Source organism: Erwinia sp. PME.40.26/001 (genome assembly GCF_055556675.1).
Window position 1 is genome coordinate 35,861 of the sequence record NZ_JBVHNP010000006.1, and the last position, 16,936, is coordinate 52,796.

General features: G+C 56.9%; 14 protein-coding genes. 8 read left to right on the forward strand and 6 right to left on the reverse strand.

Annotated elements, in window-relative coordinates:
• Positions 1-235: 235 nt before the first annotated feature.
• From map to ACZ3HG_RS16690, 4 genes are all read left to right on the forward strand, one after another.
• Complete coding sequence (gene map, locus ACZ3HG_RS16675) at positions 236-1,027, forward strand: type I methionyl aminopeptidase (RefSeq protein ID WP_191934087.1); 792 nt, start codon at positions 236-238, stop codon at positions 1,025-1,027.
• 110 nt (positions 1,028-1,137) lie between these two features.
• On the forward strand, positions 1,138-3,795 hold the full coding sequence (gene glnD, locus ACZ3HG_RS16680; RefSeq protein ID WP_465333606.1) for a bifunctional uridylyltransferase/uridylyl-removing protein GlnD: 2,658 nt from the start codon (positions 1,138-1,140) through the stop codon (positions 3,793-3,795).
• A 95-nt stretch (positions 3,796-3,890) separates the two neighbouring features.
• Entirely contained in the window at positions 3,891-4,715 is an 825-nt protein-coding gene (gene dapD, locus ACZ3HG_RS16685) for a 2,3,4,5-tetrahydropyridine-2,6-dicarboxylate N-succinyltransferase (RefSeq protein WP_062747124.1), read from the forward strand.
• 222 nt (positions 4,716-4,937) lie between these two features.
• Positions 4,938-5,330 (forward strand): DUF3461 family protein, encoded by a 393-nt coding sequence (locus ACZ3HG_RS16690; RefSeq protein WP_062747126.1) that lies wholly within the window; start codon positions 4,938-4,940, stop codon positions 5,328-5,330.
• 119 nt (positions 5,331-5,449) lie between these two features.
• Here ACZ3HG_RS16690 and degP read toward each other — a convergent pair whose 3' ends face one another.
• Both degP and dgt read right to left on the reverse strand, forming a co-directional pair.
• Complete coding sequence (gene degP, locus ACZ3HG_RS16695) at positions 5,450-6,892, reverse strand: serine endoprotease DegP (protein ID WP_191934088.1); 1,443 nt, start codon at positions 6,890-6,892, stop codon at positions 5,450-5,452.
• A gap of 154 nt (positions 6,893-7,046) precedes the next feature.
• Positions 7,047-8,552, reverse strand: a complete 1,506-nt coding sequence (gene dgt / locus ACZ3HG_RS16700; RefSeq protein WP_465333467.1) for a dGTPase — start codon at positions 8,550-8,552, stop codon at positions 7,047-7,049.
• A 130-nt stretch (positions 8,553-8,682) separates the two neighbouring features.
• On the opposite strand from dgt, the gene mtnN reads away from it, so the two are divergent.
• The 3 genes from mtnN to ACZ3HG_RS16715 all read left to right on the forward strand — a co-directional run bounded on the left by mtnN (position 8,683) and on the right by ACZ3HG_RS16715 (position 10,561).
• Positions 8,683-9,381 carry a 5'-methylthioadenosine/S-adenosylhomocysteine nucleosidase gene (gene mtnN, locus ACZ3HG_RS16705; protein ID WP_465333469.1) on the forward strand — a complete coding sequence of 233 codons (699 nt, stop codon included), beginning with the start codon at positions 8,683-8,685 and terminating at the stop codon, positions 9,379-9,381.
• The gene (btuF, locus tag ACZ3HG_RS16710; protein WP_465333471.1) at positions 9,374-10,186 is read left to right on the forward strand and encodes a vitamin B12 ABC transporter substrate-binding protein BtuF; all 813 of its coding nucleotides are present in this window, start codon (positions 9,374-9,376) and stop codon (positions 10,184-10,186) included. The genes mtnN and btuF overlap by 8 nt, the downstream gene beginning before the upstream one ends.
• A gap of 120 nt (positions 10,187-10,306) precedes the next feature.
• A complete protein-coding gene (locus tag ACZ3HG_RS16715; protein ID WP_191934092.1) occupies positions 10,307-10,561 on the forward strand; it encodes a hypothetical protein in 255 nt (84 codons plus the stop codon).
• A gap of 114 nt (positions 10,562-10,675) precedes the next feature.
• Here the strand turns inward: ACZ3HG_RS16715 and erpA are convergent, their stop codons facing one another.
• Positions 10,676-11,020 carry an iron-sulfur cluster insertion protein ErpA gene (gene erpA / locus ACZ3HG_RS16720; RefSeq protein WP_191934093.1) on the reverse strand — a complete coding sequence of 115 codons (345 nt, stop codon included), beginning with the start codon at positions 11,018-11,020 and terminating at the stop codon, positions 10,676-10,678.
• 95 nt (positions 11,021-11,115) lie between these two features.
• Entirely contained in the window at positions 11,116-12,531 is a 1,416-nt protein-coding gene (gene clcA, locus ACZ3HG_RS16725; RefSeq protein ID WP_465333473.1) for a H(+)/Cl(-) exchange transporter ClcA, read from the reverse strand.
• A 169-nt stretch (positions 12,532-12,700) separates the two neighbouring features.
• Between clcA and hemL the strand changes: the two genes are divergently transcribed.
• Entirely contained in the window at positions 12,701-13,981 is a 1,281-nt protein-coding gene (hemL, locus tag ACZ3HG_RS16730; protein ID WP_465333475.1) for a glutamate-1-semialdehyde 2,1-aminomutase, read from the forward strand.
• An 88-nt stretch (positions 13,982-14,069) separates the two neighbouring features.
• On the opposite strand, the gene fhuB is transcribed toward hemL, so the two are convergent.
• Complete coding sequence (gene fhuB / locus ACZ3HG_RS16735) at positions 14,070-16,046, reverse strand: Fe(3+)-hydroxamate ABC transporter permease FhuB (protein WP_191934368.1); 1,977 nt, start codon at positions 16,044-16,046, stop codon at positions 14,070-14,072.
• A complete protein-coding gene (gene fhuD, locus ACZ3HG_RS16740; protein WP_191934096.1) occupies positions 16,046-16,927 on the reverse strand; it encodes a Fe(3+)-hydroxamate ABC transporter substrate-binding protein FhuD in 882 nt (293 codons plus the stop codon). Before fhuD ends, fhuB begins: the two co-directional genes overlap by 1 nt.
• Positions 16,928-16,936 lie beyond the last annotated feature (9 nt).

The window sequence follows — 16,936 nt, forward strand, 5'->3', positions numbered from 1 at the left end:
GCGTTTCTGAGCCTGGCGATGAAACTCACCGAACAGAGAATCGTCGGCGCGCTTTATACCATAAACCAGCGAGGGTAGCCAATACTTGTTACCTTTTTAGTCCGAACAGGAAAGCGGATCCCCCCTCCCGGTCCGTTGACGCCACAAACTGCATTGGCAGCATCCGGGCAGGCTGATACCATTACAGCACTTTCTTTATTATTGTCGAACATGACGACAAATTCGGACCTGATGAATGGCTATTTCAATTAAAACCCCTGAAGAAATCGAAAAAATGCGTGTGGCTGGCCGTCTGGCTGCCGAAGTGCTTGAGATGATTGAAGAGCACGTTAAGCCCGGCGTCAGCACGGGTGAGCTGGATCGCCTGTGCCACGATCATATCGTGAATAAGCAGCATGCCGTCTCCGCCAGCCTCGGCTACCACGGTTTTCCTAAGTCGGTATGTATCTCCGTTAACGAAGTGGTGTGTCACGGTATTCCCAGCGATGACAAAATCCTCAAAGATGGCGATATCGTCAATATTGACGTTACCGTGATCAAAGATGAGTATCACGGCGACACGTCCACCATGTTTATCGTCGGTAAGCCGACCATTCAGGGTGAGCGCCTGTGCCGCGTCACGCAGGAGAGTCTCTATCTGGCCCTGCGTATGGTGAAGCCAGGCATTCGTCTGCGCACCCTGGGCCGTGAGATCCAGAAATTTGTTGAGGCACAGGACTTCTCCGTGGTACGTGAATACTGCGGCCACGGCATCGGCAAAGGCTTCCATGAAGAGCCACAGGTGCTGCACTACGATGCCGATGATGGCGGCGTAGTGTTACAGCCCGGAATGGCTTTCACCATCGAGCCGATGGTCAATGCCGGTGATTACCGCATCCGCAGCATGAAAGATGGCTGGACGGTAAAAACCAAAGATCGCAGCTTGTCCGCACAGTACGAACACACTATTGTGGTAACCGAAAACGGCTGCGAAATTATGACCCTGCGTAAAGATGACACCATTCCGGCGATTCTGGTCGCAGAATAATGTGCAGGGGCTGACCTTCTTCATTCGGTCGGTCCGCAATCAGCATATGAAGCCGGCGACTGCCGGCTTTTTTTATGGGCTCACGAGCAGATCCCTGGTGGAGCGGTGAAATGAACAAAGACGTGACGGAAGCCAGCATCCTGAAAAAACTCACCAAAGCGCCCCGCCGCTGGGAAGATGCGGAACTTAATCGCGACACGCTCAGGCATCATCTGGATGTTTTCCAACAGCATCTCGCCGCAGCCTTTGACGCCGGACACAATGCAGAAACCCTGATTGATGCGCGCACGCTGTTTATTGACCGCCTGCTCAGACGTCTCTGGCGCTTCTTTGGCTTCCCGGAAAAAGAGGGGATTGCCCTGGTGGCTGTCGGCGGCTACGGTCGGGGTGAGCTGCATCCGCTGTCAGACATCGACGTTCTTATCCTCAGCCGCCAACCGCTGTCAGAGGAAGATGCCCGACGTACCAGCGAATTACTGACCCTGATGTGGGACCTGAAGCTCGAAGTCGGCCACAGCGTACGCACACTGGAAGAGTGTCTGCTGGAAGGGCTTTCAGACCTGACGGTGTCCACTAACCTGATTGAATCACGGATGCTGACCGGCGACCTGGCCCTGTTCCTTGAGTTGCAAAAAAACGTCTTCAGTGACGGCTTCTGGCCCTCCGACCGCTTCTTTGCCGCTAAAATTGAAGAGCAGCAGGAGCGCCACCAACGCTACCACGGCACCAGCTACAACCTTGAGCCGGATATTAAAAGCAGCCCTGGCGGCCTGCGCGATATCCACACCCTGCTATGGGTGGCCCGCCGTCACTTTGGTGCCACCTCACTGGATGAAATGGTGGGCTTTGGCTTTCTCACCGAGGCTGAACGCAATGAACTCAACGAATGCCAGAGTCTGCTATGGCGAATTCGCTTCGCCCTGCACCTCACCCTGCCCCGTTACGACAACCGTCTGCTGTTCGATCGCCAGCTGAACGTTGCACAGCGCCTGAATTATCAGGGTGAAGGCAACGAACCCGTCGAGCGAATGATGAAGGATTTCTTCCGCGTCACCCGCCGCGTCAGCGAGCTGAATCAGATGCTGTTACAGCTGTTCGATGAGGCGATTCTGGCGCTACCGACGGACGAGAAACCGCGACCGCTGGATGATGAATTTCAGCTGCGCGGTACGCTGATCGACCTGCGCGATGAGACACTGTTCGCGCGGCAGCCGGAATCGATTATGCGCATGTTTTATACCATGGTGCGCACGCCAAAAATTACCGGTATCTATTCCACCACCCTGCGCCACCTGCGCCATGCCCGCCGTCATTTGAAGCAGCCGCTGTGTACCATTCCAGAGGCGCGGACGCTGTTCCTGTCCATTCTGCGTCATCCGGGTGCCGTCAGCCGCGCTTTAGTGCCGATGCATCGTCACAGCGTGCTGTGGGCCTATATGCCGCAGTGGAGCAATATCGTCGGCCAGATGCAGTTCGACCTGTTCCACGCCTATACGGTGGATGAGCACACGATCCGCGTATTGCAGAAGCTGGAAAGTTTTGCCGACGAACGCACCCGCCCCCGCCATCCGCTGTGCGTTGAGCTCTGGCCCCGCCTGCCGCAGCTGGAGTTACTGCTGATGGCGGCCCTGTTTCACGATATCGCGAAAGGTCGCGGCGGCGATCACTCCATCCTCGGGGCGCAGGATGCGCTGGAGTTTGCTGAGATGCACGGTCTTAATTCGCGTGAAACGCAGCTGGTGGCCTGGCTGGTGCGTCATCATCTGCTGATGTCGGTGACCGCCCAGCGCCGCGACATCCAGGACCCGACCGAAATTCAGCAGTTTGCCGAAGTGATGCAGAACGAGAATCGTCTGCGCTACCTGGTCTGCCTTACCGTAGCCGATATCTGCGCCACCAATGAAACGCTGTGGAACAGCTGGAAACAGAGCCTGTTACGGGAACTGTTCTTCGCCACGGAAAAACAGCTGCGCCGCGGCATGGAAAACAGCCCGGATCTGCGCGAACGTGTGCGCCATCATCGTCTGCAGGCCCTCGCCCTGCTGCGTATGGATAACATCGATGAGGAAGCCCTGCACAGCATCTGGGGCCGCTGCCGCGCCGACTACTTCCTGCGCCACACGCCAAACCAGCTGGCGTGGCACGCCCGTCACCTGATGAATCATGACCTGACACAGCCGCTAATCCTGGTCAGCCCGCAGGCGACGCGCGGCGGCACGGAGATCTTTATCTGGAGCCCGGACCGGCCGTATCTGTTTGCCGCCGTGGCGGGAGAGCTGGACCGGCGAAACCTGAGCGTGCATGACGCGCAGATCTTTACCAGTCGTGACGGCATGGCCATGGACACCTTTATTGTGCTGGAACCGGACGGCAGCCCGCTGGCCACCGATCGTCATGAGATGACCCGCCAGGCGCTGGAACAGGCGATCTGTCAGACCAGCTGGCACCCACCGCGCACCCGCCGCCAGTCCGCCCGCCTGAAGCATTTCAACGTGGATACGGCGGTGAACTTTTTACCCACACACACTGACAGGCGAACGTATCTGGAATTAGTGGCGCTCGATCAGCCCGGTTTGCTGGCGCGGGTGGGAGAAGTCTTTGCGGATTTAAATGTGTCGCTGCACGGCGCACGCATCAGCACCATCGGTGAACGCGTGGAGGACTTATTTATTCTGGCTAACGGCGATCGGCGTGCATTAGATGCCGATTTGCGCGAACGCCTACAACAACGGTTGACAGAGGCCCTTAATCCAAACGATAAAGTGTGACCCAGATTGACTTTTTAACCGTGCCGGCGCGGGATCTGCTGCAGCGGAATCGTTTTCGTTATAAAGCGCACGGCAAAACCAGGAAGAGATGATTTATGCAACAGTTACAGAGTGTTATTGAGGCCGCCTTCGAGCGCCGCGCAGACATTACCCCGGCGAACGCCGACAGCGCAACGCGTGATGCCGTCAATCAGACCATCGCCCTGCTGGATAGCGGTGCTCTGCGTGTGGCCGAGAAGATCAACGGCGAGTGGGTCACTCACCAGTGGCTGAAAAAGGCGGTACTGCTGTCATTCCGTATCAACGATAATCAGGTGATGGAAGGCGCAGAAAGCCGCTATTACGACAAAGTTCCGATGAAGTTTGCCGATTATGATGATGCGCGCTTCAAAAAAGAAGGCTTCCGCGTGGTGCCACCGGCAGCCGTTCGTCAGGGCGCGTTCATCGCACGTAATACCGTACTGATGCCGTCGTATGTCAACATCGGTGCCTACGTTGATGAAGGTTCCATGGTTGATACCTGGGCCACCGTAGGCTCCTGTGCACAGATCGGTAAAAACGTACACCTGTCTGGCGGCGTGGGCATCGGTGGCGTACTGGAACCTCTTCAGGCTAACCCTACCATCATCGAAGACAACTGCTTTATTGGTGCGCGTTCAGAAATTGTAGAAGGCGTGATCGTCGAAGAGGGCTCGGTGATCTCAATGGGCGTCTATATCGGCCAGAGCACCAAAATTTTCGACCGTGAAACCGGTGAAGTGCATTACGGCCGCGTTCCTGCGGGCTCCGTCGTGGTATCAGGCAACCTGCCGTCAAAAGACGGAACTTACAGCCTGTACTGTGCAGTCATCGTCAAAAAAGTGGATGCTAAAACCCTGGGCAAAACCGGCATCAACGAACTGCTGCGCACCATCGACTAAGCATCGTACGGGCCACACCAGTGGCCCGTAAAGCTATCTTTCCACCTCCAGCAGTTACTACCTCTTTCACTACGCGAAACAAGTGGTGCTATTGTGCGCAATCCAGGCGTATAATCCGCGCCAGAAAAACATTGTTCTTAAATTAACCGATCCTTTACCGTTTGACGGATAGCGACGACTCTGATCGCATCTGGATCGAAAGTCTCCTAAAAGGAAAATGCTATGTACGACAATCTTAAAGGGTTGGGTATCTCTTCACCTGAAGATATCGACCGTTACAGCCTGCGTCAGGAAGCCAATAACGACATCCTGAAAATTTATTTCCGCAAAGACAAAGGCGAGTTTTTTGCTAAAAGCGTGAAATTCAAATATCCCCGTCAGCGCAAAACCGTAGTCGCCGATAACGCCAGCCAGGGTTACAAAGAAGTTCAGGAAATCAGCCCGAATCTGCGCTATGTGATTGATGAGCTTGATCAGATTTGCCAGCGCGACCAGGTCGAAGTCGATTTGAAACGTAAAATCCTTGATGATCTGCGTCATCTGGAAAGCGTTGTTTCTCACAAAATCGCTGAAATTGAATCGGATCTGGATAAACTGACCCGTAACGGTCGTTAATTTCCCCGCTGATATAAAAAAAGGGTGACCCTATTTGGGTCACCCTTTTTTGTCCGGCCCGTTTTTTCCGACTGGCCCGGTGGGCAGACCGTTTTTTCAGGTCCGCCCTTTTTTAGTCATTACTGCATCAACAGGTAAATACTGGCGTCACCACGCTGAATATTCAGCGCCAGCACCGATGGTTTGGTGTCGAGGATTTTACGCAACTCACCCAGATTCGCGATCGGCTGCTGATTCACACCCAGAATCACATCATCTTTTTTCAGGCCAATCCGCGCAGCGGCAGAGCCAGGCTTCACATTGTCGACTTTCACGCCCTTATTGCCTTTTACATCGTAGTTGCTGAGGTCTGCACCTTCGATACCGTTATAGATGGTACCGGAGTCGACTTTATCCGCACTACTCTGCTGCAGTGCCACATTGACGCTCATTGGCTTACCGTCACGGATCAGGCCCAGTTCCATTTTAGTGCCGACCGGCAACGAACCAACCTCTGCGCGAAGGGCTGCAAAGCTGGAGATCGGTTTATTATTGATAGAGACAATGACATCACCGGCTTTAATCCCGGCCTGAGCCGCTGAGGACTTCGGCAACACCTGGCTGACGAAAGCACCGCGCTGGGCATCGACTTTCATCGCTTTCGCCAGTTCTGAGTTCAGCTCGGTCCCCATAATCCCCAGCTCACCGCGTTTCACCTGGCCATACTCGACCATCTGAGACGTCAGGTTTTTCACCATATTACTCGGGATGGCAAAGCCAATGCCGATATTGCCACCGTCCGGTGCCAGAATGGCGGTGTTAATTCCGATAAGTTCACCCTTAAGGTTGACCAGTGCGCCCCCGGAGTTACCCCGGTTGATAGCGGCATCGGTCTGGATAAAGTTTTCGTAATTTTCCACATTCAGACCGCTGCGGCCGAGTGCAGACACAATACCTGATGTCACGGTTTCACCCAGGCCATACGGGTTGCCGATCGCTACCGTGTAGTCACCGACGCGCAGATTATCGGAGTCGGCAATCTTAATCGCCGTCAGATTTTTCGCATCCTTCAACTGGATGAGCGCAATATCTGAACGCGGATCTTTACCAATCACTTTCGCATCATAATGACGACCATCGCTTAACTGCACCTGAATTTTGGTGGCGTTATCCACTACGTGGTTGTTGGTGACCACATAGCCTTTTGCGGCATCGATAACCACGCCTGACCCCAGTGCGCGGAAGGTTTGCTGCTGGTCAGCACCGCCATTGCCGTTGCCTTCAGGACCGCCGCCCTGGCACATTGGGGAACCCAGGAAGGGAGACCCCTCCTGACAGAATGGCGAGTTGCCGCCAAAGAACTGCTGGAACTGCTGGGACATACGCGGTGTGCGTACCGTGGTGCTGCCTTCAACATTGATACTGACGACTGATGGCATCACCGTTTCCAGCATCGGTGCCAGGCTCGGCAGCGGCTGAGTTGCAGACGAAGAGGCCGTTTCCGCAGCGCTGGCAGCTAACGGGTTTAATGCCAGACCCAGGCTCAAAGCCAGAGCGCTCAATACTAACGTGGTTTTTTTCATTAGTCGGATTCTCAAGATAATTCAGTGAAGTAACCATTGCTGTGGTTGTCGTTGTGATATTGAGATTAATTTTTTAACGCTAAGTTCATGTTTAAATATGGGGCAATAGTAAAAAAATATTGTCCTTCTTTACAATTCTTAGCGCTTATCACCGTTATTCCACCGCCATCAGGCGTCGGTACTCATCCCAGGCATACTGATCGGTCATGCCGCTGATGTAATCCTGTAACAGCCGTACGCGATAATAGTATTCCCAGATAGCACTCTCCTGTGGGTTTTTATCCATTGACGCTACCGCCTCCGTGTAGGCAAGGCGAAAACGTGTCGACAGTTTATGGAAAAGGCGGGTTTCAATCGGGTAGCCTTTTAAATAATCCTGTGCGGTCAGTTCGCTAAACTCATCCTGAGAGAGCAGCAGTAACGGTCGGTAGATATCCAGCAGCCCGCTGATCACGCGATAACCCTGCAGCTCCAGCTGTTCGACTTCAGGATGATTAAACACATGACGAAACGCGACTTTTTTAAAGACTTCCAGCAACTGACTGTGGGGGCTGCCGTCTTCCAGCAGCGCTTCATTAAATTCTCCGTGATACACGTCAGGAAGATGATCAATAAAGCGGCTTGCCGCGTGGGGAACCAGCTCTGCCACCGTATTCACGCGTAAATACATAAAGAACTGATCTTCGCTGCACAGCGTGGTCCGTGGATTCCGCGATTTTTCCAGCGCGCGGGTGACGACGGTAGCAAAAAGATCGTCTGCCTGGTGGTCTGGCCAGAGCTGAAATAAGTGCTGATATAACTGTTCAACGGTGAAGATGTTTTTTTCGACAGCATCTTCCAGGTCGGCCACGCAATAAGAAATATCGTCGGCGGCTTCCATAATATAAGTCAGAGGGAAGCGGCAGTGTGGCTCAAGCTCTAATTGCTCACGCAGTCGGGTAATATATTCCTCTTCCGCCAGATAATATCCCGGCTTTTTCATTAAATAGCTGTGGCTCGCGGGCACCGGCCCGTGATGCCAGGCCGGGCGGGTATATTTTAAAATGCAGCCCACCTGTGCCCAGGTGAGATTCATCTTCATCAGAGTATGGACCATGCGGATCGCCTGGGCATTCCCTTCAAAATGCGAGAGATCCTGACGCACTTTCTCACGGAGCTCATTAAGCCCGTCGTCACGCTGATGCAGTACCGGCGGCACACAACGGTCCTCGCGCCCGCCGTCCGGCACCCAGTCTGCATCCAGCTGCTGACGGAACCAGTCATTGATCGCCGACTCGCCAAAGTGGCCAAACGGTGGATTACCAATGTCGTGCATCAGGCAGGCCATTTCAACAATGCTCTCAAACGGGGCGGTCAGTTCCTTCAACCCCAGCAGCTCAAGCTGCCCCATCTCCTGCAGGCGTGTCAGCACTTCCTTGGCAATATAGCGCCCCACCTGCTGTACCTCCAGCGAATGGGTCAGCCGGGTACGCACCGCAGCGTTCCGCTCCAGCGGGAAGACCTGGGTTTTTTGCTGCAAGCGGCGGATAGCCGCCGAATTAATGATACGCCCGCGATCGCTTTCAAAAATACGCAGGATTTCATGTTCATTCTTCGGCCCCTGATAAGGGCGAAACAGACGCTGCCAGTTAATCTTTTTGCGGAAGTCGATCCCGGTCATACCTTATTCCCTCTGGTTTACGACGCCGTGATTATCGCAGTACCGATTAGCGGATTATTTCTCTAGAGCTGCCATGATAGACTATGCGCTGAAATGAATGGCAAATTCCACTAATTCAGAGAGTATCCCTATGAAAGCAGGCATTATTGGCGCAATGGAACAGGAAGTGACGCTCCTGCGTGACAAAATTGAAAACCGTCAGACCCTGACGCTGGCAGGCTGTGAAATTTACACGGGTACGCTGAACGGGGTCGAGATTGCCCTGCTGAAATCGGGTATTGGTAAAGTCTCAGCGGCACTGGGCACCACCCTGCTGCTGGAGCTGTGCAAACCCGATGTCGTGATCAATACCGGTTCTGCCGGGGGGCTTGCTCCAACGCTGAAAGTGGGTGATATCGTGGTCTCCGATGAAGTGCGCTATCACGATGCCGATGTAACCGCCTTCGGCTATGAGCCCGGCCAGATGGCAGGCTGCCCGGCCGCCTTTAAGGCAGATGAAATGCTGATTGCCGCGGCTGAGCAGTGCATCGGTGAACTCAACCTGAACGCCGTGCGCGGCCTGGTCGTCAGCGGCGATGCTTTTATCAACGGTGCTGCACCGCTGGCGCGCATTCGTACCACCTTCCCGCAGGCAATCGCAGTTGAGATGGAAGCGACGGCAATCGGCCACGTTTGCCACCAGTTCGGCACCCCGTTTGTGGTGGTCCGCGCGATCTCCGATGTGGCAGATCAGGCGTCGCACCTGAGCTTCGACGAGTTCCTGGTGGTGGCTGCACAGCAGTCTTCCCTGATGGTCGAAACCTTACTGACTCACCTGGCCCGTGGCTAAATGCCTTGGGTGGCTGGTTCTGCTGTGGCTAACCTGTGCCGCCGCTGTTCAGGCCGCCCCCCGGGTAGTCACCCTGGCCCCCAACCTCACTGAACTGGCCTTTGCTGCCGGCATCACCCCCGTTGGGGTCAGCGCTTACTCCGATTTCCCGCCGGCGGCGCAGCAAATCGAACAGGTGGCTAACTGGCAGGGGATCAACGTTGAAAAGCTGCTCAGACTGAAGCCTGATGTGGTGATCGCGTGGCGGGGCGGGACACCGCAGCGCCAGGCCGATCAGCTTCAGGCGTTGGGCATCCGCGTGATCTGGCTGGCACCGGACTCCATCGCGCAGCTCACGGACAGCCTGCGTCAGCTGGCTGCGTACAGCCCACACCCGCTGCGGGCCAGGCAGGCGGCGGCAGCGCTGCAGGCGCAGTTTGACCGCCTGCGCCAGCGTTACCAGTCACAGCCGGTGAAGCGGGTCTTTTTACAGTTTGGCCTTAAGCCCCTGTTTACCGCATCGGGCCATACCCTGCAGGATGAAGTCTTACGCCTGTGCAAAGGGGAAAATATCTTTGCCTCTGCGTCGGTGCCCTGGCCACAGGTCAGCCGTGAACAGGTTTTATTACGCCAGCCCGCCGCCGTGGTGGCGCCCGGCGACAGCGCGGATGCCCGGCAGATTGCACTGTTCTGGCAACCTCAGCTCACCGTGCCGATCGTGGTCATTAATGATGACTGGATAAGTCGCGCGGGACCACGTATGATCCTTGCTGCGCAAAAATTGTGCAGCGAATTAGCCACCGCCCCTCTTCCGTCACACTCATAATCACCGCAAAAGGTGAGTAAAGATCCGGCGGTAGCTGCCGTTAACTAAGTGTAACGGCGATTTTTCGTTCGTTTTTTATCAGGGTATTTTGCCCTGTTTTATATACCAGGAAATAGCACCATGAAAACCCTTTATCTGGCCCTCGGGCTGATGATGACGGGTCACGTCTTTGCTGCCTCAACCACCGGCAGTATTGGCGTGAAATTAACTATCTACTCACAGTGCAGCGTAGACGGGAGCACACTTTCTGCTTCACGCCTGCCCGGCGTTGCGTGTGGATCGCAGCCTGATGCACAGCCAAAAATCACGCAGGACGTTATCATGCGCGATGGGGTAAAGCGTCAGGAGGCAAGGTTAGTGACCGTCGAATGGTAATTTACCCATTCGGCCTCAGGCTACCCGTGCGTAAGCCGCACGCGGAGACCTGGCGTAGTTTGGGTAAAAAAAATGCTTCCCGGCAGCGGGAAGCATTTTTGTTTTGCAGGGCATTTAAATGCTAAATGAGGAGCCACAGCCACAGGTGGTTTTGGCATTCGGGTTCGTCACGATAAAGCGCGATCCCTCCAGGCCTTCAGTATAATCAACTGCACCACCGACCAGATATTGCAGGCTCATCGGATCCACGACCAGTGCAACACCTGATTTCTCAATGGTCATATCCCCATCGTTAATCTTGTCGTCGAAGGTAAAACCGTACTGAAACCCGCTACAACCACCACCGGTGATATAAACGCGCAGTTTCAGATCCGGGTTGTCCTCATCGGAAATCAGGTTTTTGACTTTACTCGCCGCAGCTTCAGTAAATTGCAGGGGCAGGACTACATCGTCGCTCATAGGTCACTCCAGTATACATACAGGCCGGTGCCTGACAGGTCACAATTCGACCATAATTAGTGTCATTATCTAACACACTGGTATAGCAATCAAGTTCAGGCTGTACCACCCTGTGCGGTAGCGGCTTCATTTTCACGCTGCTGCTGCTTCGCTAAGGTGCGGGCAAGCAGAGAAGAATACAAGGGTTGCCCGCCGAGAAACTGGGCCAGCAGCGTCGCCCCCAGGCAGGTAATGATCATCGGCAGGATCAGCTGATAGTTGTCCGTCATCTCCAGCACCAGAACGATACCGGTGAGCGGGGCCCGCACGGAGGCGGCAAACAGCGCGCCCATACCGGCGATGGCAAACGTCGCAGCCTGCAGATGATAGTCCGGCAGCCGGGCGGCCGCACAGAGGCCAAATGCCGTGCCCAGCAGCGTGCCCAGCGCCAGCATCGGGGCAAATATACCGCCAGGCGCGCCAGAACAGAAGCAGAGTAGCGTGGTCGCCAGCCGGACAATAAACAGAAACAGCAGCATGCCAATGGAGAAATTGCCCGCTGCCGCCAGCGGGATCAGGCTGGAACCGCCCCCAGCAGCCGCTGGTAACAGCAGGCCCAGCACTCCGCATCCGCCCCCCAGTAAGGCCCCCACCAGCAGTACCTTGCTTAAACGACCGCCGTGCAGACGCTGAAACAGATCCTGGATACGGAAAATAAACTGATTAAACGTCACACCCACGACGCCAAATATCATCCCGAGCAGCAGATAGAGCCACAGCGTATTCACCGGCGCATCGGCGAGTCGACCAATTTCAATAACTGCATGTTCCCCGTTAAAAATACGGAACACGATGCTCGACATAATCACGCCAACGAACACCGCCTTAATGGAAATCAGGCTGTAGCGGAACTGCAAACGCATCTCTTCTATAATAAACAGGATCCCGGCCAGCGGCGCGTTAAAGGCCGCTGACAGACCCGCCGCCGCACCGGTCGCCAGCAGGGAATGGCGGGCCTCGGTACTTTTCATGCGGAAGATATCGAGCAACATCCGCCCGATATTCCCCCCCAGCTGTACCGTTGGTCCCTCCCGCCCGAGCACCATCCCGGCCCCCAGCGTGCCCATGCCGCCGATAAATTTCACCGGGATCACCCGCCACCAGCGCACCGGACGCAGCTCCTCCAGCGCACCTTCAATTTCAGGGATACCCGACCCCGCCGCTTCGGGCGCAAAACGCCGTACCAGGTAATAGCCGCCTGCGGCCAGCAGGGCTGAGGCGAAAAAGGCCAGCACGATCATGACCAGCGGCTGACCTTCGAAGGCGAGCACTCCGCTGGTACGCAGGAAAATGATTCGATTTACTGCCTTTTCAAACGCCACCCCGACCAGACCGGTCAACGTGCCAACCATGCCCGCCATGACCAGAATGGTCAGTGGGGTTTTATCACGCCGCAGCAGCAGACGCAGAAAATCACCGCGACGCACAGGCACCACGTTGAGCTCATCGGTAGAAGTCGATTGCTGATTCATCGTTCGTTCATTTCAGGGTAAAGATGGGGCAATATATTACCTGTTCCAGTCATGAACACCCGCGCTTTAATTCTCTCTAATCGTGTCATAAACAGCATCAGCCTTTGGCTGCTCCGCCAAGTTCCCTTAGAATAGACGGGTTTTTCCATGAATGATCAGGAGCGGTTCCATGAGTAAGTCTGAAAATCTGTACGCTCAGGCGCAGCAGTTAATTCCCGGTGGCGTGAATTCACCGGTACGTGCCTTTAACGGCGTTGGCGGCGTGCCGCTGTTTATCGAACGTGCTGACGGAGCCCTGCTGTACGATGTGGACGGCAAAGCCTACATCGATTATGTCGGCTCCTGGGGCCCGATGGTGCTGGGCCATAATCATCCCGCCATCCGTCACGCGGTCATTGAAGCGGCCGAACGCGGCCTGAGCTTCGGTGCGCCGACCGAGATGGAAGTTAAAATGGCTGCGCTGGTGACCGAACTGGTCCCGACGATGGATACGGTCCGCATGGTCAACTCCGGTACCGAAGCCACCATGAGCGCCATCCGCCTTGCTCGCGGCTTCACCCATCGTGACAAAATTATTAAGTTTGAAGGCTGCTACCACGGCCACGCTGACTGCCTGCTGGTCAAGGCGGGGTCAGGCGCACTGACGCTGGGCCAGCCAAACTCACCGGGCGTACCGGCTGATTTTGCGAAGCACACCCTCACCTGCACCTATAACGATCTCACGACGGTACGCGCCGCCTTTGAGCAGTATCCGCAAGAGATCGCCTGTATCATCGTGGAGCCGGTTGCGGGCAACATGAACTGCATCCCGCCGCTGCCATCGTTCCTGCCAGGCCTGCGTGCGCTGTGCGACGAGTTTGGTGCCCTGTTGATTATCGATGAAGTCATGACCGGCTTCCGCGTGGCGCTCGCTGGCGCTCAGGCTCACTATGGCGTTAAGCCCGATCTGACCTGCCTCGGTAAAATCATCGGCGGCGGGATGCCGGTCGGTGCCTTTGGTGGCCGCCGCGAAGTGATGGACGCGCTCTCTCCTACCGGGCCGGTCTATCAGGCCGGTACGCTGTCCGGCAATCCGATTGCGATGGCGGCCGGTTTTGCCTGTCTGACCGAAGTGGCCCGCCCGGGCACGCACGAGGCGCTGACGCGTCTGACCACGCAGCTGGCCGACGGCCTGCTGGCAGCGGCAAAAGCGGAAAAAATTCCCTTCGTGGTTAACCATGTTGGCGGCATGTTCGGGCTGTTCTTTACCGATGCGGAAAGCGTCACCTGCTATGCGGATGTGACGAAGTGCGACGTGGAGCGCTTCAAGCGTTTCTTCCATCTGATGCTGGAAGAAGGCGTCTATCTGGCACCCTCGGCCTTTGAAGCGGGCTTCATGTCACTGGCACACAGCCCGGAAGATATTCAGCGCACGATTGATGCCGCACGCCGCAGCTTTGCAAAGCTGTAAAGCGGAATAACGGCCGGGCAAAAATGTTGCCCGGCCCGGCCTTGCCGTCATGCGCCAGCAGGGCCGACCCTTTCCGGTCGGCCCTTTTTTACACCTTGCGTAGCAGATAGATAAAGTACGGCGCACCGATAAAGGTCGCCAGCAGCCCTGCCGGGATCTGATCCGGGAAAGCCAGCATCCTTCCACACCAGTCTGCCGCCACCATCACACCGCCCCCCAGCAGCGCAGCCATCACCTGCTGCGGGAACGCCCGGCGGAAGCCAAGCATTCGTGCAATATGCGGTGCCATCAACCCGACAAAGCTCAGTGGGCCGATAGTCAGCGTTGCGGCCGCAGTCAGCACGGCGGCCAGCAGCAGCAGCGTCAGTCGCGAGGGCGTCAGCGCGATCCCCACCGCCCGGGCGGTCGCCCCTCCCAGCGGGAGTATGGTCAGCCAGCGGCGACACAGCGGTACCAGCGCCAGCAGAACCCCCATGATGATCAGCGTGCGCTTCGCCTGCAGGACATCAATGTTATAGGTCGACCCGGAAATCCACGTCAGCAGGTTCGCCATACGCGGATCGCCGCTGGCCAGCAGCAGCATCATTAGCGTAGTAAAGGCGGTACTCAGAGCCATCCCTGCCAGCAGCATCCGCTCTGGTGAGAAACCGCCGCGCCCGGCGGCCACCGAGATCACCAGCAGCGTCAGTGCGGCACCCAGACTGCCCGCCGGCAGCAGCCAGCCAAAGGCATCGCCCGGCACGATAAACAGCATCACCACCACGCCAAACGCCGCGCCGGAGCTGATCCCCAGCACTTCGGGGCTGGCCATCGGATTACCGGTCAGCCGCTGTACAACACAGCCTGCGACGCCCAGCATCATTCCGGTCGCCATCGCCGCCACCATCCGCGGCCAGCGCCACGGTAACAGCTGTTGCCACAGTTCACCGCTGGCCCACACCCAGCCGTGTGCATCGCGGCCAAAGCTTAACGCCACCGCCATCAGCAGCAGCAGGACGCCGCCACCGATCGCCGCCCACCACAGCAGGTTCTGCCGCTCGGAAGGCACCCGATCCCCCTGGTCCATCGCCGGTGGAACAGAGCCGGTGCGCAGGCGTGGCAGCAGCCACAGCAGCAGCGGCGCACCGATGACGGCGGTCACCGTCCCGGTGGAGATCTCGCCCATATGGGGGGTCAGCCACAGCACTATCTGATCGGCCAGCCACAGCAGCAACGCCCCGATGACCGGAGCCAGTATCAGACGGCTGATCAACCGACGGAAGCCAAGCATCTTCGCCAGCAGCGGCGAAAACAGGCCGATAAAGCCGATAATGCCGACTGCATTGACCAGCGAAGCACTGATTAAAATCGCCAGGCCCAGCACGCCGATGCGCGCCAGCGAAAGAGCCAGCCCCAGATTTTTTGCCACGCCATCGTCCAGCCCCATCAGGGTCATCGGGCGCAGCAGGAGCAGGGTCAGCAACAGTCCGCCGAGCAGACGCGGCCAGAGGAACGCCACGTTACTCCAGTCCATCTGATTCAGCGAGCCGCTGCTCCACAGAAACATATTCTGTAGCTGATCGTGATTGAAGATGGCAAAGATCTGGTTCGCCGCGCCGCAGTACAGCGACACTACCAGCCCCGCCAGAATCAGCGTGACCGGCGACATGCGTTTACCCCAGGCAACGCCAAAGACCACGATCCCCACCAGCACCGCTCCCGTCATGGCTGCCAGTTGCTGCGTAACCATTCCACCCGTGACGCCCCACAGCGTAACCACGGTCAGCCCCAGCTGGGCCCCGCTGGCCACGCCCAGGGTCGCCGGTTCAGCCAGCGGATTGCGCAGCACCTGTTGAAACAGCAGGCCGACCAGCCCCAGTCCCGCCCCTGCCAGCAGTGACAGCGTCAGGCGCGGCATCAGGCTGTAGTGAAACACCATCTGTTCAATACGGTTGTTATCCGGGGTCAGGAGCGCCGTCAGCCAGAGCTGATGCGGCAGGCGCTGCTGCAGATTGACCAGCGTCAGGGCCAGTGCCGCGGCAAACAGCGCGGCGGGCAGCAGGAGCGGCAAACGAGAATGACGCATCATTTCACCTCCAGTGCATGGTCAAGGCTGGCGATCAGCTGCATGGCTGACAGTGTGGCACCGTAGAACCACACGCGGGGCATCGCTTTAAAGCGGCCGCTACGGACAAACGGCAGGGATTGCCAGAGCGCCGTCGACGTCACCTGGTCAACAATCGCCTGATTATCGTGCTCAAAGCCGATGGCATCGACATCACCCAAATCCGCCAGCCTTTCTATACCCACGATCACACTCCCCCAGAAGCTACTTTCTGCTTTCCAGGCATTTTCCAGCCCCAGATTATCCAGCACTTCCTGGAACAGCCCGTTGGCGGTGAAAACAATCACATGGCGCGGGTCAACAATGGACAGCAGCAGCAGCGGGCGCGGCGGACGATGGGCCAGTTTATTTTTCAGACCGGCCATCTGACCATCCAGATCGGCCAGGTGCGCCACCGCCTGGGGAACCCGGCCGATGTGCTTCGCCAGTACCATCAGCGAATGACGCGCGCTGGTCAGCGGCTTGCCCGTTCCCCCCTCGTTAAAGGTGAAGCCCAGACCCGGTGCTATACGCATAAAGCGTGACGGATCCGGACCATACCCCTGGGAATAGAGGATCAACGTCGGTTTCATCTGGGTAATCAGTTCAAGATTGGGTTCGGTACGCAGCCCGACATCCACCACCGATGCGGGCAGAACAGGCTCGCCCACCCACTGCCGATAACCAGTCAGTTCGGCGGCCCCTGCAGGGATCACGCCAAGGGCCATCAGCAGCTCAAGCGGCAGCCACTCCAGCGCAATAATGCGCTGTTCGCCCAAGGCCTGAGCCCTGAGAGGAAACTGGGCCAGCAGCGGGGAAAAGGCCAGTGCCGTCAGCAGACGGCGACGCACAATATCCGGCATCACAACATC